We start from the raw sequence: 25,280 nt of genomic DNA, 5'->3' as shown, positions 1-25,280 counted from the left end.
TTGGCTGAGTCCGGTGTGCGTAACCTTGGCAAAAACATATCCGTGCGGCACCTGAAGGAGGGAACGATCGCTCAGATCGAAGCGCTCAAGACCGATCTGATTATCCGAGAGCAGGATGGTGGGGCCTCATTTTCGTTCACCCATGACATCTTTTTTGAGTGGGCTTTTTTCCGCCTTTTGATTGAACTCAGCCCCGATTGGCAGATAGCGCTGAGCAACGCCGGAGAGCCTCCACTACTTGGGCGCGTGATTGCGCTGCTCGCGCAGAACTCACTTGCTACGCCCGGTAAATGGACTGAAGGCTATCGCGCATTGGAAGGCCAATCGCTGCGACCACAATGGCGGCGGGAATGGCTGACGGCACCGCCCTTTACTTCAGCCTTCATAAAAAGTGAAACCAGAGTGGAGTTTACAGCGTTGCTGCGTGAGGACGACTTCGCTCTCTTGGAAAAGTTACTGGTTTGGTACCAGGCGCAGCACACAATACCCAATCCGGTTGTCCTTCAAAGGCCTGATGAATCAGGGGAGGGGGAGGAGAAAATCCGTGTTGCGCACTTGGTAGGCTGGCCATCTGATGTGCGCAGTTGGGGTCGCCTGCTGGATTGGCTCTTACCGCTCGCGCCTTCACTTCCGGCTCGCCTCGTCTCCCATGTGCTCGAAGTTTTCAGCGTCTGGCAAAACATGTGTGCGAACCTTCGGAACCCTAGAAGTGCTGCGCTCGTACAACAGTGCAGCAGCTGGTTGCTTCAAATGGAGCGGTCCGAGGCCGCGGAACCTGCCGATGAGTCGGGCAACCAGTGGCAAGATCTGATGGGAGATGCCAGCTCCAGTCTCGCCAGCTCGCTTCGCTATACTTTCCTTCGCTCCGCGCGCACCTACCCTGACCCCGCCGTCGCCCTATTGGAGCGCGCTTCCATCGATGCAGATGTGCGCGAGGCGGCGTACAACGATCTCATGACATTTGCCCCGATACTTAGCGAGATCGCCCCCGAATTGCTCGTCGCTGTAACGAAGGCTGCGCTCATGGAGGAGCTGCCACAGGACAGGTTTGACCGTCAGCAACAGGAGAATGAAGCGCAACATCAACGATTAAAGAAACTGCGCGCGATTCCGGAAGCAGAGCGCACGCAGCGCGAGCGTAACGAGCTGGATTCGGCTTTTTTTCCGCTTGGCCAGGACCGCTATAGCCTTGATGACATTGGAATCAATCGACATCACCGCTACTACACTGATCCCTCGGCGCGGCACGAACCGTTTACCAGTCTCTTCGACCATGCACCTGGATACGCGCTTAAGTTAATACGCGACTTGGGCAACCATGCGGTGACCGGCTGGCGGCAAATTTATGCGCTAAATCGACGCACTATGGGCACTCCACTTCCCGTTGTGGTTGAGTTCCCTTGGGGAACACAATCGTTTTGGGGGGATTGGCACGTATACAGTTGGTCACAAGGGCAGCTGACGGCAGCACCGCTTGAATGTGCCTATCTTGCCCTCAGCTACTGGGCCTTTCAGGAGATTGATCAGGGCCGTCCCGCAGGCGATGTCATCAAATTGATCCTCGAAGGTGGAAGCGAGTGTTATGCCTCTTTGGGGCTGGCGCTAGTTCTGGCACTTGAAACCTTAGAAGTCTCAAATGTGACGTTACGTCTTGTGACCTGTCAGAAACTATGGAGTCACGATATTGCGCGCGTGGTGCATGGACCTTCTAAGGACATTGATGTTCTAGGCTTGGGCTTCGTGTCACGACTTACCGGGTCCAGGGCCCTCGCCAAAGCTTTTTTGGACAAGCGCGAAAGTCGCTTACGCGATGTGCACCAACTGGCAATGTCATTTGCGTTGAGCCGCGATGAAAACTTGCGCGAGCAGTTCAAGGCAGGAATCGAGGCGTTCCCCAATAATTTGCCTTTTGAAATCGCGGAATTGCGAGAAGATCCCAGCGCAATCGAGCACCTCAAGGAGCAGGCCAAGCGCTGGGCCGGCCTAGGCGACAAAAAAAACTATCGACAGGCCCCAGCATCCAATGACGGAGTGTTGATCACCTATCAGTCACCAGTGCCACTCGCACCTAAACAGCAAAAGCGACTCGAAGAAGCCACTGCCTTCTTGCAGGCACAATGGGCCTTCGGATGGGCTACGCAATCGCTCTCTGAAAACGTACCGCGGGCCGATTGGGATATAGCCAATGCCGTCGCGTTCGCCAAGGCTCATGACTCCGACTTAATGTTTGCGGTGCGCAGCGATGTCGGCGGCCATGCGGCACAGAGTGCCATCTCAGCCATCGCCGCCTGTGTCATTCGTTTTGATTCGACTACCAATAACCGCCAGGAGTGGGCATGGGGCGTATTAGCTCGTGTCGAGCGTATGGACGAGCCGGAATCCTATCCAGGCGCGCGAATATCATGGCACCCCGCAAACCATCTAATCGTCGCGCTGGTTCACCTGCGCCGCTCGAGAATGGCCAGCGATGACTCCGCTGCACGCTTGCTCAAACTCACCATGCATACGTTGGACGACGTAGCCCATTTCGCTTTTCGGGGCTTGCTGACGGATGCCGACGAACACGTACGTTGGGTCACTGCACAGTTGGCAATGGATCTGTCGATCTATTGGCGGCCGATATACAGCGTACGAGGTGGTCAGGATAACTCAAGAAATCAACGGGTTCGGGAAGAAGGGCTTGCACGCGCGCTGACCAGTCTTACCACCCCTATGGTGACGCCGTTTATTGATGTCCCGCCCCCGTGGACTGAGTCGCCCTCAAGGCGCACCGATGACGAGCAATGGGATGACGAGCAGAGCTGGCAGGATTCCACCCCGTCGTTTGACGCCGAATTTGCCGCCAAAATTGTTCCGCTGTTTCCCATCGAAGCGTGGTGTCAGCCCGGTTGCTATCGTGTGCATTGGCAAAATACGCTAGAGCAATTTGTGTCATGGACCGCCGATCGTTTGATGCCACCCTGGATCAAGGAAAAGGCGCGCCGCTCCCATCAGCCTGAAATTTATCAATGGCAATACGCGCTCGGGGAGGTACTTGCGCGTACCGCTCCCTGGCTGGAACAGGAGTGGGTGCGTAAGAGGTGCCTTGAGCCTTTCCTATCGAATGACGACAAGGCGTTATCGGTGCTTTCGCGATTTGCTGATAGGACGGCCTGCCGCCATGTCATGGACTCCTTGGATGTTCCCGAAAACGTATTGGACCTGTTGGAGTTATGTGTGGATCGCGTCATCAGCGATCCTACTTTCACTAGGGGTAGATACCGTGCAGGGAAGGTTTATGGAAATGACCTGCCGGCTCTCATCGAGGCACTGCTGTTTGTTTCTGTAGCGAATGCGCCCGGTGCCAAAAGATTTGCCAATGGAGACTGGTCGCAGATCGATATGATCATGCCTTTGGTCACCAAGCTCGTTACTGCCGTGGGTTGGTCTGCTTACGTCATGGATAAATTTTTGACGCTATGTGAACGCGCGGACGCTGCATACCCGCTCGATGATTTTATCCTGCAAGTGAACGCCGCCTTAGTGAAATTGCCCTCTGCTGAAGCAACTTGGATTGGAACAACGCTTGCGGCGCGCCTGGCTGGAGTCGTTCAACGTCTTGCGGACAGCAACTTCCCACTGCGTACCGAACAAGCGCAGGGCCTACTGCGCATACTTGATACTCTCATCGACCTTGGGGATCGTCGAAGTGTAGCATTGGAACAGACAGAGGCCTTCCGAGGTGTGCAGGGGCACTAAAGCCATGGTCTGTGGCTGAAGGAGGGTAGCTTGCGATTCGAGGCCCATCGAGTACAAGCACCTGCTTTCTACGCGTCTGTCATCCTCGAGGTCGAGGTTTCGGCGGTTTTTGTCGAGGCGTCGCATCAAGCGGTCGGCGAACAGACGCTGACCGAGTGTCGGCAAGTGCACCGCGGAACGTGAGCGGGCTGCGGTCTCGGAAGATCAGGCGCGGCAGAAAACCACCATGCGCACCAACAGGCAGTAGCCGCCCAAACGGCTGATAAAATTAACGTGCCCCGTTGGCCAACCCATATTGCAGCTAAAGCAGCGTGCCGCGCAGATTCTAGATCTGCATCAGCGCGAGGATTCGCTGCGCGTGGCTCAATCTACAGTGCCAGGGAAGCAGGCAGAGCAGTAACAGCACCGACTTGGAGGCTAGCCAGGTTACATCGCACCTGCTTGATTCGAGGTCACGGCCGCGTTGACCGCTATATCAAAGGTCGCCAACTACCAATAGTGGCTGCCCTGACACCAGACCAGCTTTACCCTGCTCAACAGCAAATTCAAAGGACTGGTTTCAGCCCTACGTGGAGAGTAGCCATGTCCCTCGAAAACAGAACCCGCGTAGGAAGTCTATCGGCTGGATGAGGCATGCCGGAAGGTCACAAGCAGCCTGAAATCCAGCAGACCTGAGGGAATGCCGGCGGAGAGTAGTCACTGGAGCGCGGTTGCTGGAATCCTCTCAACGGCATCGCCAATCTGTACCAGCAGATCGATCACGCGACTCCGCATCCTGGGGTCTTTTGGTGCAATGGATAGAGCGACGCTTCGAGGATCCGCGACCAGTTGTATCAGCGCATCAATATCATTTTCGTTCAGGTCAAGTTCCAGCATCACCCTGCGAGTCATATGTAGCTCCAGTAAATTGCGATGGACAGCTTTTTCAGGTTAACACTCTGAGGTACTGAAGCAGCATGGGTAGAGTTACCCTTATCGGCGGCTCGCTCACACAAGGAGGGAGGCCAGCAGAGTACCGAGAGCCTATAGAACATCCGTAACAGCATTCAATACCCTTTCGATAAGTGCCGATATCTGGACCTGATGGGGCTCTAGGTGTGGTTGCTGACGAAATCCTGGAGGATCGCCCATCTTGTACAAGATTGTGCACTCCTGGATGTTGACCGGGAAAACTAGCGCATCGTCGCTGTACATCAATCCTGAGGCGACTTGGAAAATGTATTTTGTTCGTACCCGCCCGCCCGGGGCCTGGAACCGCCCGTAGGCTATTGCGATGAGAGATTGAGCTGTCCAACGATCCGTAGCATTAAGCCAAGGCGGCAAGGCCAACTGAACATCCACAATGTCAGACGATGAGCCGTCGTAGTGACACCGGTCTAAGAACTGCACCAATTCAGCATCGCACTCAAACCCCTTTATCTGGACGCCAGCCAGGTGATCCTGCTCATCCAGCATTCCAACGTACATACGAGCATTTTCCGGCGGAGCGCTTTTCTCTTTTGCTTGCTTAGCCATAATCAGCCCTCGATGAGTCCTATAGATTGTAGTGCTATAGGTTTCAAAACGGCTTCATCGTTGCTTTTGCACGGTGAGCAAAATGGAATTGAAGGAAGCATTTGCAGAAGCCTTACGGAATATGAGATTACGCAAAGGGCTCACGCAAGAAGACTTTGGCCTGGTCAGCAGCCGAACCTACATCAGTAGTTTGGAGCGAGGTATGAAGGGCGTCACCTTGGAAAAGGTGACTCAGCTCGCAGACAGGATGGAGGTTCACCCCCTAAGCCTGCTTGTAGAATGTTTTAGGGTTCAGTCAGGCGATACGCTGGAAGTGTAGTGGTCAACTGATCCCGGACACGACGTTAAGTCTTTTTTCGGACTGAGCTGGCGGGGAGTATCAGTTTTTTTGTGTTCGGGCTGGTTAGGGCCTGCCGTCAGGCAGGCCCTTGTTTTACCAGCTCGGTCTGGTAAATCGGTCTCCGTACAGGATCGCAAATTGATTCATTGCCACTTTCCAGTCGTGTGCCGCATGACCCCAGTTGGCGGTGATGTTGCGCAACCCAAGCCATATCAGTTTCGTCGCAGCCTCATCGGTCGGGAAGTGCCCTCGAGTCTTGATGATCTTGCGTAACTGGGCATTGATGCTCTCGATGGCATTGGTCGTGTAAACCACTTTGCGAATGCCCGCCGGAAAAACAAAAAACGGTATAACCCGATCCCAGGCGCGACGCCATGCAGCAACTACAGTCGGATACTGCTTGCCCCAGGGGCCCGCTTCAAAGGCGTTAAGCTCTTGCTCAGCCACATCGGCATTGATCGCCTGGTAGATCGGCTTGAGTGCTTTGGCCAGTGCCCGACGTTTATCCCAAGCGGCATAGTCCAAGCTGTTGCGGATCAGATGCACGATGCAGGTTTGCAGCGTCGTGGCAGGAAAAACCGCCCCCAACGCCTCCGGTATTCCTTTGAGGCCATCCGTGACGGCGATCAGAACATCTTCAACGCCACGAGTCTTGAGGTCGTTGAACACCTTCATCCAAAACTTGGCACCCTCGGTGCTCTCGATCCATATACCCAGAATGTCGCGCGTGCCATCAGGTAATACCCCCAGCGCCAGATAAATAGCCTTGTTGCACACTAACCCCTCGTCCCGGATTTTGACCCGTAACGCATCGAAGAAGATCACCGGATACATCGGTTCCAAGGGTCGTTGCTGCCAAGCGCCCACCTCTTCCATGACCGCATCGGTGACTGAGCTGATGAAGTCATGGGACACGTCAGTTCCATACTGCTCAGATAGAAAAGCGCGGATCTCACGCACCGTCATGCCCCGGGCGTACATGGCAATTATCTTGTCGTCGAAGCCTGTAAAACGGCGTTCGTGCTTGGGAATCAGGATCGGGGCGAAGCTACCATCGCGGTCTCTGGGGATATCCAGGCGAAGCGGCCCGTCGTCGGTCAGAACCGTCTTGCTGCTTTTGCCATTGCGCTGATTGGTCGACTCCTCAGGGCGCTCCGCGCCCTGAGGATAACCAAGGTGGTGACCCAGCTCGGCGCCTAGCGCACGCTCGATCAGAGCCTTCTTGAACGCCATGGACGCGTCTTGAATGGCTTCGGCGCTCATCGGGCCTTTAACAAACTGCTCGATCAGCTCTTGGGGAATCGAGGGCAACTCCCTCGCTGTTGCATTGGCGGACTTCTTTTTGGTCGGCATACATGCACCTCTAGCTACATGTTATGCCCGAACACAAAATTTCTGACAGTCTCAGCTGGCGCCAGTCCGTTATTGAACTGGTGTGGCCGAATCCAGTTGTAGCGATGCATCAGATAATGACTGATGTCTCGCTGAGCCTCTTGGGCCGTCATGTAGCCCACGGTCGGTATCCACTCAGTTTTCAAACTCCGGAACACCCGCTCCATCGGCGCATTATCCCAGCAGTTGCCACGACGACTCATGCTCTGGCGTATGCGGTATCGCCAAAGCCGCTGGCGAAATTGTCGGCTGCCATACTGGGCGCCCTGGTCCGAGTGAAACAGCAGGCCCTGCGGCTTGCCGCGTTGTTCGTAGGCCATATCCAGCGCCTTGATTACCAGATCAGTATCCGGTTTGCTCGATAACGCCCAGCCCACCACTCGGCGCGCGAAAAGATCCATAACCACAGCCAGGTAATGCCATTTCCCTTGTGCCCAGATGTAAGTGATATCGCCGCACCACACCTGATTGGGCGCTGGAACATCGAATGCTCGATTCAAAATATTCGGAATATCGGGTCGCTCCACCGTCGCTTTTCTATAAGCATGCGATCCCGGTTGCTTACTGATCAATCCCAGCTCTCGCATCAGGCTACGTACCTTGAACCGGCCAATCTGCTCGCCATCTTCATGCATCATCAACACGATGCTGCGGCTGCCGGCAGCGCTTCGACTTTGTGTAAACAGCTCGTTGACCCGGCTGCGTAGCCGGACTCGCTCAACGTCTGGATTGCGCCGTCTAAGGCGATGGTTGTAGTAGCACGAGCGAGGTACTTCAAAGGCTTCGCACAGCAACTCAACCGATTCACGGGCACTGAGCTGATCAATCAGCGCATGCGCTCGTGCTCTTCCGACATCAAGAGCGCGGTAGCCTTTTTTAAAATGGATTTCTCCCGCTCAAGACGGGCAATCCGGGCTTCCAGCTCCTGAATTTTCTGCTGCTCGGGCGTCAGGGCTTTGCTCTGTGGAGTGACACCGTTGCGCTCCTGTTGAAGCTGGTTAACCCAGCGACGCAGTGCGGACTCGACAACTCCCAGCGAGCGAGAGGCCTCAATGTGGCTATAGCCTTGATCGAGCACGAGGCCTGCGGCCTCGCGTTTGAATTCAGCGGAAAAGGTACGGCGTTGTTTGGTCATCAGACACCTCTATCTGGCGAGCATTCTCGCCTAAATGGGTGTCCGGTTTCATTAGACCACTACAAAGAGCTTTTTGAGACGATTCGAGGGCAGTTGACTGAAGCACATTGATGGGGCTGTGATGATCAAGGCATTGTGAACGTTAAAAGCCCCTTCTGAGCCTATGTCAAAGTTGTCGCCGTAATTGCAGCGCGCCGGATGGGAGGAGGGGGTAGCTAAGTCGAACCAGGCTTACGCTCTTCAAGATCGGGCAGGACCATCAGCGTGTGTTCATCGTAATGCGGAAAAAACCGCTGCCATGCACGAAGTCCACCCAGTTCACCTACGGCCAAGATGATCGCCTTGTGAGAGGCTGTCAGCAAAGCGACTTGCCGCTCTAAGTCCGCTATACGCTCATCTTTCATCGCAAGAGTGGTTATCAAGTGTTTTTGAGAGTTTTTTTTCGCTCGTTCGACCCACTGGTTTCGGACCACTTGCAATTGCTGATACTGCGCAATCAAGTCGCTGCGATAGGTGTCCCGGGTGAGACTGGAAACGGCACCTAGAGTCTCGATTTTACGCACAATGGCATGGGCGGTTATTTTCTCACCGCTGTCCAGCATGGCTTCGAGAACGCGAACGAGATCATCATCAAGCTGACTCGCACTGACGGTGCGGCGGACAGGTTTGCTCAGCGCTGACATATTTTCTCCGCTAGCTAGGTAACAGGGCAGCAGCGTAAAGGTAACTAGCCTTCGAACAAGTCTACTTGATGGACCTGTACCGACAAATCTGGACCATCTGGAAAAGGCTTTTCACCCGGTCGGCACGCCAATGCTCGATCAATATTCTCTAAGGTTTTCTTGGCATGATTCAATTGGTTTGTTCTACCAATACTGTCGCTCACGCGAGCCTCAATTTTGTTAACGGCTAATGCAATTTTTTCACGAAGCCCCACCAAATTTTGCTGATGGGTTTGCAAGTCGGTAACACAAAGATGACGACACCCGCCGTAACACTCTAAGTGTTTTGGACACGGATTGGTTACGAAACTGTTGATGCAAAACCCATAAGGCGTAACGTGAAATCCATCAGCTTCTCCCGCCAGATAGAGAAAGGCTGCCTCATCGCCCATTGTTTTCTGAATCTCTCGAAACTCATCAACAACTGGACCGGAAACCTTTCCACTCAGAACCATCGCTAGCACCTGCGAACTGCCTGCCGACAATACGCCTTGCGCAGCCTGGGGTAAATCCATCGAGGCAAGTTCCTCGAGCAAACTGCGATGATCGTACTGGTACGACTGCTCAACGGTACGACGGCCATAACGTTTAGTTATGATCGTGTCAGCCACACCCATCCTAAAGAGTTCACTGTTTTGAACGTGTCGCAGAGAATGACTATTGATGGTAAGGCCTTGGTTCTCTTCGTCACGCCCATACCGTTGAAAAAATGTGGTGTTTGCACTCTGACTTTTATAGTAATGGTTTCGCAAATCGACCGTATCGAGAATACCAATAAAACAGTATTTTCGAATGTCGCACAGCCCGTCATTTCGCCCCTCTGATAGCGCGCGTATGGGCGCAAGAAATAACAGGTCATACGGCGATATCGAACCCGCAGTGGTGCGCAACGGTTTTAGGGGGGAGAGCTTGGACGGCATTTTTAATCTCACCAGTTGCTCCATCTCCGAAATCTTAAAGCACCCCGTCCTAAAGTTTACCTTACAAGGCGCGCCGGATACTGTGCGAAAAGGGGTTAGCGATTCATAGCCTTTACGCAGCACAGCGAAATACTGACGAACAACATTCTTCAGTTTTCCACCCTGTTCTTTTAATAACAACTGCCGGCGTTCAATTTCATCTAATACATCTATATCGTAATTTTTTCTGTACTGCGCAATCAGTCGAGTTTCCTCGTCATCTTCAAAAACAAACGGATTGCCGGTCAAACACGGATAGAGGTCCGCCGCGGCCACCAATTCGTCCGGTTGAAAATCAGCAAAAATCCGATTGGATTCATACTGTTTCTTAAGAGTGGTGCGGAGCGGTTGGGTAAGCAAAAGCACCCGTCCCAGAAACTGAGTAATAATCTCTCTGAATATCTCGGGAATGTGCTGAATATCTGGATACAAGAGCTTGCCGTCTTTATCCGAAATACTTCTTTTTTCCACAAAATATTTAAGGGCGATCGATGAGGAAATACCACCATACTCGCCTGCGGGAATGCCCTTTTTACTCAGATAAGAAAACTCCTGGCACCAATCGGCTGGTATGAGTGGTGTTTCGCCCATCCGCAGACCACAGAGCACCAGAATTTTGGCTTGCGCAAACCTCAACTCGTCATAAAATGTCTGTGGCTCTTCGGTAAAAACAATCCGAATCAGTTCCCAGAATGCATTGTAATCAGGAAGACGCTCAGAGCGTTTGCGCTCCGAAAGGCTCTGTCGAAAGTTAGACGTATCGTCGCGATTGTTACGGTGTTTAACGCTCACCGCTGGCAACAACGGAGTGCGATCAGTCAAACAATAAAAGTCAAATATATGCTGTACTGAATTGCTGATTCCTCTAGCCAGCTGCCCTGAAGGCTGTAACAGTGATGCGAATTTAAGTGCCGTCGCAATGTGATCAACGCTCAACTCCCACGGCTCAGCGTTGTCGCAACAAGAGGCAATGACACGAATGGTTCGCACGATGTACTGGCTCGCATGCGCTGCGGATGCACCTTTCACATAAATATAATGAATAGCGCATGCTTTGATTAAGTCTTGCCACGCATTCGACAGCATCGTCCTTGTGATGGGGGGCATGCCTTGTGCGCTGCGTTCCGCGTTGATCAACGCTAGGCTTTTTATGTCGGTCCCTAAGTCCGCAAGCCAATAAGGGATTCGGGGATTCCCCGCCATACGGAACAGCGGCCATCCTTCACCTTTTTTTACGGTCCCATCAGGTCCAGTGGGAATGTCCCAGTTGACGCCTTTGGAAGTGGCGAGCATTTTATTATTTTTAATGAAATCTCTAAAATTATTATTCATTATCAACGGCGCCATTTAGCTCATCAATAACATGTTCCACCCGCTCCAGGACATCTTGCAGTTGCGAATAAGCGGGGGAGTAGTTCTCACCTCTTGATGCGTTGTAAAATTGCAGCACAACAGGGCGCAAACCGTCACGAACCTCTTCATGAATCTTAGAATTCTGGACGGCCAGGAAACGATCACAGCCATAACATGACAATACCGGATTTTTCGCACAAAGCCCCTGGCCCAGCGTACACATACCAATTCCCGCTATGGGTATTCCGTGTGGCATACCTCCTATTTGGTGCGCGGGTAGTGCGCTCGATAAGTCCTCCGTACTGATCGTTCGGTTTCTGGCAATACGCTCAATTTTGCTACATATCGGGGAAATGGCCAATGCGCGATTCACCCGCTCAGCCTGCGTCGGTGATGATTCAAAATAAACTAGCCCGGTCATTGACCAAGTGTGCCCCATGTATTCAGCAAGTTCTTCCTGGGTAGCGCCTGCGTCCACCATACGCTGCGCAGCGCTGTGCCTGAAATCAGTGCTACTACGTCCATCCAGCCCAAGCTCTGCGGAAACTCTTGCTAGCGATATGACGACGCCTGCGGGAGTCAGCCCAAACAAGGAGTCTGGAAGGGCACCAGATGCTTGAGGGAACGCTTGGTCCGTAGTTCGCCGGCGATGCAACTCTACAAAGATATTTGCCCACTCGCGTTTTATTTTTCGTAACATCGGTATAGGCGCTGTGCTCTTGCGTTGTTTCCCTCGAAAAAATCGAAACTGCACACTGACGGAGTTTTCAAAATTAAATATATTCAGATGTTCGACTTTAAGTTTGGCGATCTGTTTGGGACGCATTGCGAGCTGATAGCAAATACATAAAATACAAACGCTAATTAAAATAGGGGTTTTGAGGTAAGCCAGATCATGTCTTGAGGCGTCATTGAGCGAATCCAGATAATCAATAACTTTCCGGTCTTCATACAAATCAAGAAATACATCACGGCGTATTTGTCCACGGCGTGTTGAGGAAGTGATGCAATTCGAGGTCTGGAATCGTTGCTCAGAAGCCCCAAGGATTGACCGCAACAAAATAATAGCAACGACTTGAGCGCGCTTAGCTGATGATTGTTACACGCTGTAACTATTTCACGACGCCACTTATCATCGATACTTAGGGTTGGGATTAGTGAGAGTTCTAACGTCGTATATATAAGGCATTTATCGAGCCTTTGCAGCGCCTGGAAATATATCTTAACGGTTGCGCATGCCAATTCAGAAACGGAACGAGCAAGCCACAGCTTCATTAGGTGTACCAATTCTCCGTCAAAGGAACTGAAGTCGAATCTTAGGAATTCACCATTAACCTCGAAGGACCATACGTTTTCCGTGGGATTTCTTATGGTTTTCCAGCAGTCTGCAAAATCATCCCAATAACGGATTACAGAGGGCAGGGGAGGCAGGGGAGCCAACGCCTCTATCAGTCTCGCGATACCGAGAAAGCCCGACTGACTCCGCTGCATGCGCTGCTCCTTCATCTGCCCCTTTTAGGAGCGCAGATGGCTGACATGGACGTCAAATGCATGATTCCAAACGGTGGCTAAGCGATCCTCAAAAAAAGCTCGTGCGTACCGTCGCGGCATATCCGAGGTGCGGGCCCAGCCAAAAAAAGCTCGCAGTCTCTGGATTGCCATCTCGAGGTCGTCACCATTTTCTACAAATTGATGAAGCCTGACAGTCGCACACGTATGCCGCATGTCGTGCGGTGTAATGCGACCGGCCCCGCGATACTGCTGAAGTGTTTGGCGCGCTTCAGCGGTGAGCTCACCTGTGATGGTGACAAAAATACCATTGACCTGGCGTAATGATAGTGGATTGCCTTCCAACGAGGAAAATAAGTAGCTGTGCCGGGTCGAGGGCCGGTAATTATCGACAAAGGTCCTGATGAGGCTGGCCAACGCTGGCGGCACGGGCAGTTGGCGGGCGGCATTGTTGTTTTTTAGGCTGGGTTGTTCCGGGCGTGGATCGCGCTGATACGGATTGTCGCCGACATTCAGCCAGTTGACGATTTCTACAGTTGGGGTGAAGCGCTTTTCGCTTTTCAATGCATCCATAGGCAGCACCAGGGTTTCACCGCGGCGTAATCCAAGATGCAACATGAGTAGGCACAATACGTAATTACGCCAGCGTAATGTACTGTTTCTAAATGGATTTTTCATCGAGTACGGATCAATGATCTGGTAAAACTCATCCAGTACCGGGCTTGGCAAGGCTCGAACAATCTCAGCTGGCGGCGCGGGCGCCATCCCCAGCGAGTCAAACAGTTTCTCCAGGCGCTCCAGGCGCATGCTAAGCCGCCAAAGCATGGCGGGATCGGCATGACTCTTCACCAGGCGCTGAACACAACTTTTGACAAAAACGTAGGCCACACGCCAGTTGGGATGATAGTTGGCTGCAGTCTGGGCGCCATGATTCTTGGCCGCGATGAAAAACGTCTCAAGACAGGCTTCAAGCTCATCGAATTTGAGTTCCGCAATCAGCCGATCAAGGCAGTCAGACTGGTACAGCCGTCTGGCCGACTGATACAGCTGTTCGATCACGGACAACTGGGTTCGTAGTGTGGACGGCGCCAAGCTGGCACCGTCCAGTGCAGACCAGACTGTTGACCAATAGCGCGGTCGTCCACGGTCATCGGTCAACAACCAACCAACGAGTCCGGAAGGCACGGAAATGTCTTTCAAATGAATAACAGGCATAAGCGCAACAGCTGAAGCTGCTCCTTATGGTAGGAAGCGTTGCAATTGAGCCTAGGTAATTTCCTGTGTAACCGCAACACACACGAACAAGCTCGGCTTACGCATAATGTGTGGACGTTATGGTACTTGCGGCCAACGGCCAGAATCGATCGTCGGGACCATTGCGCAGCCCCCGGCGATCGATTTACCCATAACGTCAATTATGCGTGGCACCACCTCTCCTGATCGCGTGTGACGCTCTCAGGCCCTCCGCAAGATCACTTCGCGCCATGATCACCCAGCTTTACCGCAACGGACCCAAATCGCACAGCACAGTCGGTTGTCGGGTCCCGGAGGCAATTTCCTTGCAGCACCTCGGGGCTTCAGGGGCGAGCCCCTGTTCGTAGCGAAGGCGGAGAGCTTCTATCGATCTGCCAGGCTAACTTCGTTTTCCTGGCATATATTCAGCACACGACCCCGTAGGGCCCGTAGGGGCAGGGCGGACAGTTCTATCGTCCGGGCTGAGTTCGGCGCAGGGCGTGGCGCTCTTTCTGTATCAGCCTTTGAATAATTTCAGGAATTTCCTGTCGTTTTTTTCGTTTTCGTCAAAGCAGCTGCCGTTGTACTCCATTTTTCCGTGTTGCCTACTGAAAAACTCTTCCAGTGCTTTCCTGCACTCTGCCTCGGTGCTGTACGGCCTCATGACGCTTGCTGTGCTTGATCCTGTCATCGCTATTGCCAATATCCAGTGCATCACGCCTCCTGCGATTTTGAGCCAGCCGGGTGGGGGTGCTGTTACACCCCCACTTTATTGTGGTTTTCCACAATTTCCGATCCTACGCCACATCGTTTTCCTGCCTTGCTGCTTCTTCCTCGAGGCTCAGAACCAGACCTCTTATCACCGCGCGTGCCTGGCTTTGCATGTTCTCAGGTAGCTGCTCCATCCGTCGGAAAAGAGCTCTCATATCTTCTGAAACACTGCGTTCTGACCTCTCAAATATCAGTTCATCAGTTGAGCATCCTAGGCACCTTGCTATTGCTGCAACCTTGTCTGCTGGCGGCGGATTTTTGTCGTGTTCCCACCCTATGTACGTATTAACCGCTGTATCTATCAGACCCGCCAAGGCTTTTTGCGATAGCCCTGCGGTCTCTCGCTTTGCTTTCAGATTTTCGCCGATGCTCATTGGTATGCCTGACATGTCGTAATTTCCCATGTGAATCTATCTCCTGTCTGCCCATCCAGTATCGGAATAGGAGTGTTGGACTACCGAAATATCGTTTGACTCCATAATCCGAGATATCGTAGCCTTTATCACAAGATTTCGGTATTGACAGGATTTGTGATGATCATCGACTGGCTGACAGTTTCACAGGAGCACGACCACGATCTGCGGGTCGTCTGTGACGTTTTCACGCTCACTATCGATGCCAACACTAACGAAGTCCTCAGCACTCGCCAGCCTCGCTTTAAGCACAAGGCCAGCCATTCGACATCCGTAACGATTCATGTTCAGGGTCGAAAAGTTCGTGTTGAGGGCAACCCCAGCAGAGTAGGTCGCCTTGATAATCTCTTTGGTTTCACCTCAGTTGAACAATGTATCTCTGTTTACAATTCGTTACTGCGCGAATACGGGCTTCCGCCTTTCACCCGTTGCACTCGCGTTGATATCCGTCAGGGAGCGTCAGGCTCTAAATCTGGTGATCGCGTCGCCGATGGGGCCAAGATTGAACGAATCGATTTAACGACTAATGTTTCTCTCGGCGAGGGTAATGTTCTTGCTTACTTGCGAGGCGTATCTAGCCAGCGTATTGGTCATTCTATTGGTTTTCTTTACCCTAACGGCCGCACAGTCTCTTGGACTCCCAAGGGCAACGGCCAGGGTGGTCGTCTTCAATATCGAAAGGCTTACGACAAAGCTTTTGAGATGGATCAAAACATTCTCCCTAAGATCAAGCGTCTATATGGGGAAACTTCGCCTGAATATGCTTATGTTCTTCGTGTACGCAACTACTGCTTTGAGTTTGGTGTTGTTCGAATGGAGCAAGAACTTAAAAGTGAATTCCTCCAGCGAGAGGCCCTATGTTACTGGGGTTTATTTGATGAAAGGCGTTTTGCCGAACTCCATTGTGAGTTTTTAAAAATTGACGAGCGTCTAAAGGTGACGGCTATGGATATTGTTAGTATTAGTGGGCAGCTTGTTGCTGAGGGCATTTGCGATAATCTTCGTTCTGCCCGCACAACCGCTAGTTATGCTCTTGAGTGGATGACTGGTGCTAACCTTGATTTCTCCAAGAAACAAGTTAACACTCACGCCGCGAAACTCAATCGCATAGGCATCAATATTCGCAATGCTCCTGATACATCCCGTTTTGCGCCTGTCTTTGTTCGTCAGTGTCGTGAAGTAACAAAGTCTTCTCTTGCTATTCCTACATGGTATCAGCGACCAAATCACCTTCAACAGGTTGCAGCATGAAGACTGTAAGCCTTCAAGGCATTCAGCTTTCACCTGGACAACGTCGCATGCTTGAACAGCAGCGTCACGTTCGTGCGTTCATGAACCCTGTTTTGACCCAGCAAGTAGCAGAAACACTTGCTGTAATTGAAGTTCGGAAAGAACAGGGCGTTAAACCTGAAAAGATTTGGTTTCATGATCGTGAGTCAAGCTGGCAAGGCACTATTTCTGTAGCTGAATGGATGGGTTACTAATGGACAAGTTCTCATATCAACAACTTCGTTATGCCGTGGAGTCTGAGCTTGATAATTTTAACTCTGGCAACGCTGATGACACTGCTTTCGTCAATTCGCTTATGCGTCTGTTTCTACAGGCTGCATCAACTGAGCAGGTTAAGTCTCAAATAGCTAAGCGTCAGTTCCTCACGTTTCGCCGTGCACCAAATCTTATTCCGCCCAGCTGGGCATATCGCAACCCGAGCCTAAGTTCTCGGCTGCCTACACTGTAAGGGGCTTTACCATGTCCATGACATTGCTTATCGAAGTAACAGGCATTCAGCGTTCTGGCGTTGCTGCCAAGTCTCAAAAACCGTACACGATGTTTCAGGCATTCGTTCACTTGCCACATATTCCTTATCCTCAGAAGACTGACTTCTATGCCTCCACTCCGTCCGAAGTTCCTCAGCCCGGTACTTATGAGTGCGATGTCATTGCCGATGTTCGTGATGGCCGTCTTGAGTTCACCTGTGATCCTCGTCAAGGTCGCCGTAAGAATATTCCGCCTCTTTCTGCTGCAATGAATAAGGCGGGTTAATAAGTGCCGACCCAGTCAGTTTTAGTATGCAGTCGCTTTTCCACTTCGTCAGAGGGTGTGACTTCGTGCGACTCTCAGACTTGGTCGGAAACTTATGTTGTATCACCTGAACAGCAGGCTCAGTTAGAACTGCTTATTACCGGTGGGTTTGACACCGAGATATACCTCCAGTTTTTCTGGGGAACAATCGGTTTGTTACACCCCCACTTTATTGTGGTTTTCCACAATTTCCGATCCTACGCCACATCGTTTTCCTGCCTTGCTGCTTCTTCCTCGAGGCTCAGAACCAGACCTCTTATCACCGCGCGTGCCTGGCTTTGCATGTTCTCAGGTAGCTGCTCCATCCGTCGGAAAAGAGCTCTCATATCTTCTGAAACACTGCGTTCTGACCTCTCAAATATCAGTTCATCAGTTGAGCATCCTAGGCACCTTGCTATTGCTGCAACCTTGTCTGCTGGCGGCGGATTTTTGTCGTGTTCCCACCCTATGTACGTATTAACCGCTGTATCTATCAGACCCGCCAAGGCTTTTTGCGATAGCCCTGCGGTCTCTCGCTTTGCTTTCAGATTTTCGCCGATGCTCATTGGTATGCCTGACATGTCGTAATTTCCCATGTGAATCTATCTCCTGTCTGCCCATCCAGTATCGGAATAGGAGTGTTGGACTACCGAAATATCGTTTGACTCCATAATCCGAGATATCGTAGCCTTTATCACAAGATTTCGGTATTGACAGGATTTGTGATGATCATCGACTGGCTGACAGTTTCACAGGAGCACGACCACGATCTGCGGGTCGTCTGTGACGTTTTCACGCTCACTATCGATGCCAACACTAACGAAGTCCTCAGCACTCGCCAGCCTCGCTTTAAGCACAAGGCCAGCCATTCGACATCCGTAACGATTCATGTTCAGGGTCGAAAAGTTCGTGTTGAGGGCAACCCCAGCAGAGTAGGTCGCCTTGATAATCTCTTTGGTTTCACCTCAGTTGAACAATGTATCTCTGTTTACAATTCGTTACTGCGCGAATACGGGCTTCCGCCTTTCACCCGTTGCACTCGCGTTGATATCCGTCAGGGAGCGTCAGGCTCTAAATCTGGTGATCGCGTCGCCGATGGGGCCAAGATTGAACGAATCGATTTAACGACTAATGTTTCTCTCGGCGAGGGTAATGTTCTTGCTTACTTGCGAGGCGTATCTAGCCAGCGTATTGGTCATTCTATTGGTTTTCTTTACCCTAACGGCCGCACAGTCTCTTGGACTCCCAAGGGCAACGGCCAGGGTGGTCGTCTTCAATATCGAAAGGCTTACGACAAAGCTTTTGAGATGGATCAAAACATTCTCCCTAAGATCAAGCGTCTATATGGGGAAACTTCGCCTGAATATGCTTATGTTCTTCGTGTACGCAACTACTGCTTTGAGTTTGGTGTTGTTCGAATGGAGCAAGAACTTAAAAGTGAATTCCTCCAGCGAGAGGCCCTATGTTACTGGGGTTTATTTGATGAAAGGCGTTTTGCCGAACTCCATTGTGAGTTTTTAAAAATTGACGAGCGTCTAAAGGTGACGGCTATGGATATTGTTAGTATTAGTGGGCAGCTTGTTGCTGAGGGCATTTGCGATAATCTTCGTTCTGCCCGCACAACCGCTAGTTATGCTCTTGAGTGGATGACTGGTGCTAACCTTGATTTCTCCAAGAAACAAGTTAACACTCACGCCGCGAAACTCAATCGCATAGGCATCAATATTCGCAATGCTCCTGATACATCCCGTTTTGCGCCTGTCTTTGTTCGTCAGTGTCGTGAAGTAACAAAGTCTTCTCTTGCTATTCCTACATGGTATCAGCGACCAAATCACCTTCAACAGGTTGCAGCATGAAGACTGTAAGCCTTCAAGGCATTCAGCTTTCACCTGGACAACGTCGCATGCTTGAACAGCAGCGTCACGTTCGTGCGTTCATGAACCCTGTTTTGACCCAGCAAGTAGCAGAAACACTTGCTGTAATTGAAGTTCGGAAAGAACAGGGCGTTAAACCTGAAAAGATTTGGTTTCATGATCGTGAGTCAAGCTGGCAAGGCACTATTTCTGTAGCTGAATGGATGGGTTACTAATGGACAAGTTCTCATATCAACAACTTCGTTATGCCGTGGAGTCTGAGCTTGATAATTTTAACTCTGGCAACGCTGATGACACTGCTTTCGTCAATTCGCTTATGCGTCTGTTTCTACAGGCTGCATCAACTGAGCAGGTTAAGTCTCAAATAGCTAAGCGTCAGTTCCTCACGTTTCGCCGTGCACCAAATCTTATTCCGCCCAGCTGGGCATATCGCAACCCGAGCCTAAGTTCTCGGCTGCCTACACTGTAAGGGGCTTTACCATGTCCATGACATTGCTTATCGAAGTAACAGGCATTCAGCGTTCTGGCGTTGCTGCCAAGTCTCAAAAACCGTACACGATGTTTCAGGCATTCGTTCACTTGCCACATATTCCTTATCCTCAGAAGACTGACTTCTATGCCTCCACTCCGTCCGAAGTTCCTCAGCCCGGTACTTATGAGTGCGATGTCATTGCCGATGTTCGTGATGGCCGTCTTGAGTTCACCTGTGATCCTCGTCAAGGTCGCCGTAAGAATATTCCGCCTCTTTCTGCTGCAATGAATAAGGCGGGTTAATAAGTGCCGACCCAGTCAGTTTTAGTATGCAGTCGCTTTTCCACTTCGTCAGAGGGTGTGACTTCGTGCGACTCTCAGACTTGGTCGGAAACTTATGTTGTATCACCTGAACAGCAGGCTCAGTTAGAACTGCTTATTACCGGTGGGTTTGACACCGAGATATACCTCCAGTTTTTCTGGGGAACAATCGGTTTGTTCGTAGTAGGTTTTGCAGCTGGAATCATCATTTCCCAAGTGCGGAAAATCCGCAGGAGTTAACACAATGAAACAAGCAATCCAGAAGTTCCGTTCCGTACCTTCGTTCCGCCGCTCCGTTGTTGGCATCACCGGTGCTGTTGTTGCCCTCGCTGGCACAGCAGCTTTCGCTGACGCCGTTACTGATGCTCAGGCAGCCCTTGCAGTTGCTCAGACTGGCGGTGAGAGCGTCGGCGGCTCCGTTGTTGCCGTTGTCTGCGCCCTGGCTGTTGTCGGTGTCATCATCGCACTCGTCCGTAAGGTCTAACCAACCTTGATCTGGTCTGCGCTGGTCGGTGTTCTTATGGCCAGCGCACTGGTTTCAGGTATCCGGTGCGCTGAATATCTATGAACTTCAGCCCTCAAACTATTGAGGGCTTTTTTTACAATGGATTTACCATGCGCTCTCTTATTTATATTATCTTTCTTCCTTTGTTTTTTTTATCATTTTCTTCTCACGCTGAAACTCGCGCTTATGGTTTAGGTTCAGGTTTTCCTTACTCTAGCGCTTATTCAGCTTGTCAAGCCTTTATAAGTTCATATCCCGGTAGCTTCTCTTCTAAGTCAGTTGATGGTGTATATTTTAACGGTTATCAAAACGGCTTTCCCTCCTATCAATGTAACGGCACTGTTGTTTATTCTGATGGTGGTACAGGCTATCCCGGCACTTTTGTTTCTTCAACGGGCGACTCTTGCCCTAAAGGAACTGAGTTCTCCGAATCTACTGGTGAATGCAAATCAACTAGTCAGAAGTGTATTGATGCCAAAGGCGCTGTCTCAAAGTCCTACCCTTGGAAGCAATCTAGTGACACTCCCCATCCACCTGATATCGGTGGTTGCGCTACATCCATTCCTGGCGTAGCTATTTGCCTTCCCTCTCGCTCTGGTGCAGGTTTTATCTGTACTGCTGATGTAACTATTACAGGTGATCCTTATGAAGCTCCGGCTCCTGATCCATCCGCCGATTCCGGCAGTGGCTCTGGCGGTAATACTGGCACTACTCCTATGCCTGGCACTGAATCTGGATCAGATTCGGGCACTGGCACGGGTACTGGTTCCGGCTCTGATACCGGCTCAGGCGGTGGTACAGGTACTGGTAACGGTTCTGGGTCTGGTTCGGGTTCCGGCTCTGGTACTGGCTCAGGCTCAGGCTCTGGCAGCGGTTCTGGTTCAGGCTCAGGTAGTGGTTCTGGTTCTGGCACTGGTTCAGGCTCTGGTAGTGGTACCGGTTCTGGATCAGGTAGCGGTTCTGGGTCTGGTTCTGGTACTGGTAGCGGCTCTGGCACTGGCACTGGCAGCGGTGGTAATGGAACTTGTACGTCCGACTGTGGTGAAGGTGATGGCCCCTCGACAACCAAGCTTAAAGCCCCCGAGCAAGGTTCGTTAGATGGTGAGGATGAAAAATGGCAGAAGAAAATCGACGATTCTAAAGATGAGATTAAGGACGGCTTAGACAAGCTTAAAAGTGTATTTTCACCTATTGGTGATCTTTCCCTTGGTGGTGGTGGAAGTCTTTACTGCCCACCGCCCGTTACCGTTTACGGCAAAAGTATAAGTTTCTGTCTTGATAAATACTCGGGCTCTCTCGACTGGATAGCCCAAGCAGTTCTATTTATGTGCGCTGTTATCGCCCTATTTATTGTCTTTGCATAGGTGATTTATGGATTTCTCTTGGTTGGCTGCATGGCTTGATAGTGTTAATACTTTCTTCCAGTACATCTGGGACTTCATGGCCAGTGGTATTTATCAGTTCTTCAAGGATGCTCTCGTTATCATAACGAAAGCGCTTATCTACTCGTACTTGCAGTTCAAAGTTATCATGCTTGACATTGCATACACTGTCGTTAAAGAGATATCAGAAGAGAGCGGGGTGGTTGCGCTTGTAAAGTCCGCATGGGGAAGTATTCCCGGCGATATCCAATCCACACTTGCGTTTTTCAAGATACCTCAAGGCCTGACTATGATCTTTTCCGCTATCCCAGCTCGCTGGGCAATGAAGTTTATTCCCGGAGCCAATTAACATGGCTATCAAAATTCATCACGGTCCCAATGGATCATATAAAACGTCCGGTGCTGTCTGGGATGACGCTGTTCCTGCTGCCAAAGCTGGACGATTGATCGTCACAAATATACGGGGTATGTCTAGTGAAAAGTTCCACAGCTTGTTTCCTGATCTTCCTGATACTTTTGATCTTCTATACATCGATCACGAGTCCCAAGAAGGTATGGAGCGAATTAGAACTTGGTTCCATTGGGTGCCTCGAAACGCCTTTATGATCTTCGATGAGGCCCAAACCTTGTTCCCTCAAAAGTGGACAGACAAATGGGTTGAGCGCTACGACTACCCGGAAGGTATGGATGCAGCCAAGGCTGCTGACCGTCCCATGAACTTTCTCGATGCCTGGACACGTCATCGTCACTGGAACTGGGACATTATTCTTACTACCCCGAATATCAAGTATGTTCATACCGATATTCGTCAGACTTCTGAGGCCGCTTATCAGCACTCTAACCTGATGCTGCTCGGTAAATGGCTTAAGTTCCTTGTCGCCAAAGACTACAAGGAGGCTATGCATTCAGCTCAAGAGAATAGGGCACCTACCGATGGATCAAACATCGTTGCACTCAGAAAAATTGACAAACGAGTCTTCCAGCTCTACGACTCAACAGCAACCGGTCAACATCGAGACACCATGGCGGGCAAAAACGCGCTCGCATCGCCTCGCGTTGTTATTCTCCTCGGAGTATTGGTTGCTATTTTCGGCACTATTTACTGGCGTAACGGGGCTAATGCTTTTAGCAATCCGCTCTCTGTGGGAACTCCTAAGCCCGTTGCGCCGGTTTCTCAAGCTCCTGTTCCTCAAGGTCCTGCTAAAGCTCCTAACGTGGCTCCTGATATTTTACCTAATAAGCAAGTTGTGCCACTTCCTAGCGTAACTTCCGATCCTTTTGGAACTTATGAGATAGTCATTAAGGGAAGTATCACTAGTGAGACTCGCGGCACTATATTCGTTTTTGAGCTATCCAAAGGCGACCGTTCTTTCACTCAAACCACCCGTGACATGCTCGCTGCCGGTTATGCCATTTTTCCACATGGCGGCTGCGTGGCTGAACTGTATTACCTTGGTGAGCAGCGTACCGTTGTTTGTCTTGGTTCATCGTCCAGCGGCGGTGGCGAGAAGTGGCTCGGTGCAGAGCGACGAGCCGCCGCCGCTGGACCGAATCCTTCATCTGCTCATTCGTCGACATCAACCCCAGGTGTACAAACGCCAGCCTCGAAAGGCGCCAGCTTCACCGTGGTTGCTGACAGCAGCCGCACGCCGCGCACGATCAATTGATCAGCGCAACGATGCCCGAGGTGAATTCCATAGGTACGCATAATGTATATTATGTTAAATTGTATCACCCTTACACCCAGGCGTTGATGGCCGCTGTGCCAGTCAGCCACCCGGACCTGCGCCAGCCGCGTCCCTTGCTCGGCGGCGATATGCCCAGCCCCAGCCGCCCGCCTTCGGGCTGCCGTTTTCATACCCGATGCCCGCATGCCCGTGCGCTGTGCAAGGAAGCTGTGCCGGTGATGGAAACAGTCGAGGCCGAACGTCAGGTGGCTTGCCACTTCTGGCGTGAAATCGCCAACGCAGGCAGCGCCACGCTGATCCTTCCGACACCCAGCGCTGCCTACACCCAGCGCCTGAATCTGTTCAAGCATCATCAATCCCTTGCAGTGGAGAGCCAGCCATGAAAATCGCACGCGTCGTGACAGGAACATTGTTATTGCTGGCCGCCAACGCTGCCTTTGCCGAATCGACGTTGCGCATCGGCATTCAGGACGATCCCGACGTGCTTGATCCGCATCGTTCGCGCACCTACTCCGGCCGCCTGGTCTACACCGCGCTGTGCGACAAACTGGTGGACGTCAACCCGGACCTGACCTACTCGCCGCAACTGGCCACCGCCTGGAACTGGAGCGAAGACGGTAAAACCCTGACCATGACGTTGCGCGAAGGCGTGACGTACCACGATGGCGAACCTTTTGATGCCGCCTCGGTGAAGTTCAACCTCGACCGAGCCCGCACCCTCCCCGACTCGCTGCGCAAAAGCGAGCTGGCCTCGGTGGACAGCGTCGAGGTGATAGACGCAAAAACCGTCGCCATCAAGCTCAAGCAGGCCGATGCCACGCTGGTTTCGCAACTCTCGGACCGCGCCGGAATGATGCTCGCGCCGAAAGCTGCGCAAGGCGAATTCGCCTCCAACCCGGTCTGCTCCGGCCCTTACAAATTCGTGCAGCGCGTGCAGCAGGATCGAATCGTGCTGGAGCGTTTTGACAAGTACTGGAATAAACAGGCGTATCACTTCGACAAAGTGGTGTTCCTGCCGATTCCGGATACCTCGGTGCGCCTGGCCAACCTGCGCTCCGGCGACCTAGACATCATCGAGCGTGTTGCACCAACCGATGTGAAAACGGTCAAGGGTGACAGCAAGCTGGCGATCTACAACACACCCGGCCTGGGCTACATGCAACTGATGTTCAACATCGGCAACGGGGAAAAAGCCAACTCGCCGATCGGCAAGGACAAGCGCGTACGCAAGGCATTTGAGCTGTCTATCGACCGCGATGCCATTAACCAGGTGGTGTTTGAGGGGCTGTACGCCCCTAGCGCTCAGCCGTTTCCGAAAAACAGCCCGTATTACGACAAGGACCTGCCGATCCCGGCCCGCGATGTCGAGAAAAGCAAGGCGCTGCTGGCGCAGGCCGGTGTGAAACTGCCGTTGGCGGTTGACCTGAAAGTGGCCAACAACCCTATCGCGCAACAGGTCGGGCAGATCATTCAGGCCATGGCTGAAGAAGCGGGCTTCAAGGTCAACCTGATTGCCACTGAATACGCGACGATGCTCAGCGAACAGGCGAGCGGCAATTTCCAGATCGGCATGAGCGCCTGGTCGGGCCGCCCTGATCCGGATGGCGATATCCATCAGTTCGTGACCTGCAAGGGTGGCCAGAACGACGGCAAATACTGCAACGCCAAGCTCGACGAGCTGTTGAACAAGGCGCGCACGGTCAACGACGTTGCACAACGCCAGGCGCTTTACAACGAAGCGCTGCGTTTGTTGGCCGATGAAGTACCGACCGCCTACCTGTATTTCGACCCGCGAATCATTGCCATGCGTAACAACGTGACCGGTTTCGTCCCTAACCCGGACGGTCTGATTCGTCTGGCCAATGTCGCGTTCAAGCCATGACTGACGGGCGCACCTG

General features: G+C 51.8%; 25 protein-coding genes and 1 pseudogene. 15 read left to right on the top strand and 11 right to left on the bottom strand.

Annotated features, from left to right (window positions below; translation table 11 throughout):
• Together FFH21_RS14910 and flgB are read left to right on the top strand one after the other, a co-directional pair.
• Positions 1-3,738, top strand: a complete 3,738-nt coding sequence (locus FFH21_RS14910) for a hypothetical protein (protein WP_178114224.1) — start codon at positions 1-3, stop codon at positions 3,736-3,738.
• Between the two features lie 514 nt (positions 3,739-4,252).
• Positions 4,253-4,318: pseudogene (flgB, locus tag FFH21_RS14905) on the top strand (flagellar basal body rod protein FlgB); the annotation flags it as partial.
• A 116-nt stretch (positions 4,319-4,434) separates the two neighbouring features.
• On the opposite strand, the gene FFH21_RS14900 reads toward flgB, so the two are convergent.
• Together FFH21_RS14900 and FFH21_RS14895 are read right to left on the bottom strand one after the other, a co-directional pair.
• Positions 4,435-4,629: a hypothetical protein gene (locus FFH21_RS14900; protein ID WP_017683871.1), complete on the bottom strand. Its 195-nt coding sequence runs from the start codon at positions 4,627-4,629 to the stop codon at positions 4,435-4,437.
• A gap of 132 nt (positions 4,630-4,761) precedes the next feature.
• A complete protein-coding gene (locus FFH21_RS14895) occupies positions 4,762-5,253 on the bottom strand; it encodes a hypothetical protein (protein WP_020313861.1) in 492 nt (163 codons plus the stop codon).
• A 121-nt stretch (positions 5,254-5,374) separates the two neighbouring features.
• Here FFH21_RS14895 and FFH21_RS14890 point away from each other — a divergent pair, with 121 nt between their 5' ends.
• Positions 5,375-5,572: a helix-turn-helix domain-containing protein gene (locus FFH21_RS14890; protein ID WP_230383591.1), complete on the top strand. Its 198-nt coding sequence runs from the start codon at positions 5,375-5,377 to the stop codon at positions 5,570-5,572.
• 114 nt (positions 5,573-5,686) lie between these two features.
• Here FFH21_RS14890 and FFH21_RS14885 read toward each other — a convergent pair whose 3' ends face one another.
• The 8 genes from FFH21_RS14885 to FFH21_RS14850 all read right to left on the bottom strand — a co-directional run bounded on the left by FFH21_RS14885 (position 5,687) and on the right by FFH21_RS14850 (position 15,071).
• Positions 5,687-6,946 (bottom strand): IS256-like element ISPsy17 family transposase, encoded by a 1,260-nt coding sequence (locus FFH21_RS14885; protein WP_004666928.1) that lies wholly within the window; start codon positions 6,944-6,946, stop codon positions 5,687-5,689.
• Between the two features lie 14 nt (positions 6,947-6,960).
• A protein-coding gene (locus FFH21_RS14880; protein WP_371215761.1) for an IS3-like element ISPsy24 family transposase occupies positions 6,961-8,120 on the bottom strand; the annotation gives its coding sequence in 2 pieces (ribosomal slippage) (positions 6,961-7,865 and positions 7,865-8,120; 1,161 coding nt in all).
• Positions 8,121-8,335: 215 nt separating this feature from the next.
• A complete protein-coding gene (locus tag FFH21_RS14875; RefSeq protein ID WP_017683874.1) occupies positions 8,336-8,722 on the bottom strand; it encodes a hypothetical protein in 387 nt (128 codons plus the stop codon).
• Between the two features lie 125 nt (positions 8,723-8,847).
• Positions 8,848-11,133: a hypothetical protein gene (locus FFH21_RS14870; protein ID WP_011168789.1), complete on the bottom strand. Its 2,286-nt coding sequence runs from the start codon at positions 11,131-11,133 to the stop codon at positions 8,848-8,850.
• The gene (locus FFH21_RS30610; RefSeq protein WP_230383531.1) at positions 11,126-12,109 is read right to left on the bottom strand and encodes a site-specific integrase; all 984 of its coding nucleotides are present in this window, start codon (positions 12,107-12,109) and stop codon (positions 11,126-11,128) included. Before FFH21_RS30610 ends, FFH21_RS14870 begins: the two co-directional genes overlap by 8 nt.
• A gap of 560 nt (positions 12,110-12,669) precedes the next feature.
• Entirely contained in the window at positions 12,670-13,878 is a 1,209-nt protein-coding gene (locus FFH21_RS14860; protein ID WP_011168788.1) for a tyrosine-type recombinase/integrase, read from the bottom strand.
• A 535-nt stretch (positions 13,879-14,413) separates the two neighbouring features.
• Entirely contained in the window at positions 14,414-14,611 is a 198-nt protein-coding gene (locus FFH21_RS14855) for a hypothetical protein (protein ID WP_041924565.1), read from the bottom strand.
• Between the two features lie 82 nt (positions 14,612-14,693).
• The gene (locus tag FFH21_RS14850; RefSeq protein WP_116818349.1) at positions 14,694-15,071 is read right to left on the bottom strand and encodes a helix-turn-helix domain-containing protein; all 378 of its coding nucleotides are present in this window, start codon (positions 15,069-15,071) and stop codon (positions 14,694-14,696) included.
• A 129-nt stretch (positions 15,072-15,200) separates the two neighbouring features.
• Between FFH21_RS14850 and FFH21_RS14845 the strand changes: the two genes are divergently transcribed.
• The 3 genes from FFH21_RS14845 to FFH21_RS14830 all read left to right on the top strand — a co-directional run bounded on the left by FFH21_RS14845 (position 15,201) and on the right by FFH21_RS14830 (position 17,123).
• A complete protein-coding gene (locus FFH21_RS14845; RefSeq protein ID WP_011168786.1) occupies positions 15,201-16,331 on the top strand; it encodes a phage/plasmid replication protein in 1,131 nt (376 codons plus the stop codon).
• A complete protein-coding gene (locus FFH21_RS14840) occupies positions 16,328-16,564 on the top strand; it encodes a hypothetical protein (protein WP_041924563.1) in 237 nt (78 codons plus the stop codon). The genes FFH21_RS14845 and FFH21_RS14840 overlap by 4 nt, the downstream gene beginning before the upstream one ends.
• 265 nt (positions 16,565-16,829) lie before the next feature.
• Positions 16,830-17,123, top strand: coding sequence for a hypothetical protein (locus FFH21_RS14830; protein WP_041924562.1), 294 nt, complete (start codon positions 16,830-16,832; stop codon positions 17,121-17,123).
• 236 nt (positions 17,124-17,359) lie between these two features.
• Here the strand turns inward: FFH21_RS14830 and FFH21_RS14825 are convergent, their stop codons facing one another.
• Positions 17,360-17,737, bottom strand: coding sequence for a helix-turn-helix domain-containing protein (locus tag FFH21_RS14825; RefSeq protein WP_116818349.1), 378 nt, complete (start codon positions 17,735-17,737; stop codon positions 17,360-17,362).
• A 129-nt stretch (positions 17,738-17,866) separates the two neighbouring features.
• Here FFH21_RS14825 and FFH21_RS14820 point away from each other — a divergent pair, with 129 nt between their 5' ends.
• The 9 genes from FFH21_RS14820 (at position 17,867) to FFH21_RS14775 (ending at position 25,264) form a co-directional block, all read left to right on the top strand.
• Positions 17,867-18,997 (top strand): phage/plasmid replication protein, encoded by a 1,131-nt coding sequence (locus FFH21_RS14820; RefSeq protein WP_011168786.1) that lies wholly within the window; start codon positions 17,867-17,869, stop codon positions 18,995-18,997.
• Complete coding sequence (locus FFH21_RS14815; RefSeq protein ID WP_041924563.1) at positions 18,994-19,230, top strand: hypothetical protein; 237 nt, start codon at positions 18,994-18,996, stop codon at positions 19,228-19,230. The genes FFH21_RS14820 and FFH21_RS14815 overlap by 4 nt, the downstream gene beginning before the upstream one ends.
• A gap of 265 nt (positions 19,231-19,495) precedes the next feature.
• On the top strand, positions 19,496-19,789 hold the full coding sequence (locus FFH21_RS14805; protein ID WP_041924562.1) for a hypothetical protein: 294 nt from the start codon (positions 19,496-19,498) through the stop codon (positions 19,787-19,789).
• 262 nt (positions 19,790-20,051) lie between these two features.
• Positions 20,052-20,291, top strand: coding sequence for a major capsid protein (locus FFH21_RS14800; RefSeq protein WP_041924561.1), 240 nt, complete (start codon positions 20,052-20,054; stop codon positions 20,289-20,291).
• A 666-nt stretch (positions 20,292-20,957) separates the two neighbouring features.
• A complete protein-coding gene (locus tag FFH21_RS30240) occupies positions 20,958-21,410 on the top strand; it encodes a hypothetical protein (RefSeq protein WP_050772266.1) in 453 nt (150 codons plus the stop codon).
• 273 nt (positions 21,411-21,683) lie between these two features.
• Positions 21,684-22,043 carry a DUF2523 family protein gene (locus FFH21_RS14790; RefSeq protein WP_041924560.1) on the top strand — a complete coding sequence of 120 codons (360 nt, stop codon included), beginning with the start codon at positions 21,684-21,686 and terminating at the stop codon, positions 22,041-22,043.
• Between the two features lies 1 nt (position 22,044).
• Complete coding sequence (locus FFH21_RS14785; protein WP_011168783.1) at positions 22,045-23,361, top strand: zonular occludens toxin domain-containing protein; 1,317 nt, start codon at positions 22,045-22,047, stop codon at positions 23,359-23,361.
• A 20-nt stretch (positions 23,362-23,381) separates the two neighbouring features.
• The gene (locus FFH21_RS14780) at positions 23,382-23,765 is read left to right on the top strand and encodes an oligopeptide/dipeptide ABC transporter ATP-binding protein (protein WP_267886316.1); all 384 of its coding nucleotides are present in this window, start codon (positions 23,382-23,384) and stop codon (positions 23,763-23,765) included.
• On the top strand, positions 23,762-25,264 hold the full coding sequence (locus FFH21_RS14775; RefSeq protein ID WP_011168781.1) for an ABC transporter substrate-binding protein: 1,503 nt from the start codon (positions 23,762-23,764) through the stop codon (positions 25,262-25,264). Before FFH21_RS14780 ends, FFH21_RS14775 begins: the two co-directional genes overlap by 4 nt.
• The last annotated feature ends 16 nt before the right edge of the window (positions 25,265-25,280 follow it).

Origin of the sequence: Pseudomonas sp. KBS0707 (assembly GCF_005937945.2) — a bacterium.
Taxonomy (GTDB): domain Bacteria; phylum Pseudomonadota; class Gammaproteobacteria; order Pseudomonadales; family Pseudomonadaceae; genus Aquipseudomonas; species Aquipseudomonas amygdali.
This window is presented reverse-complemented; position numbering and strand designations above follow the sequence as displayed.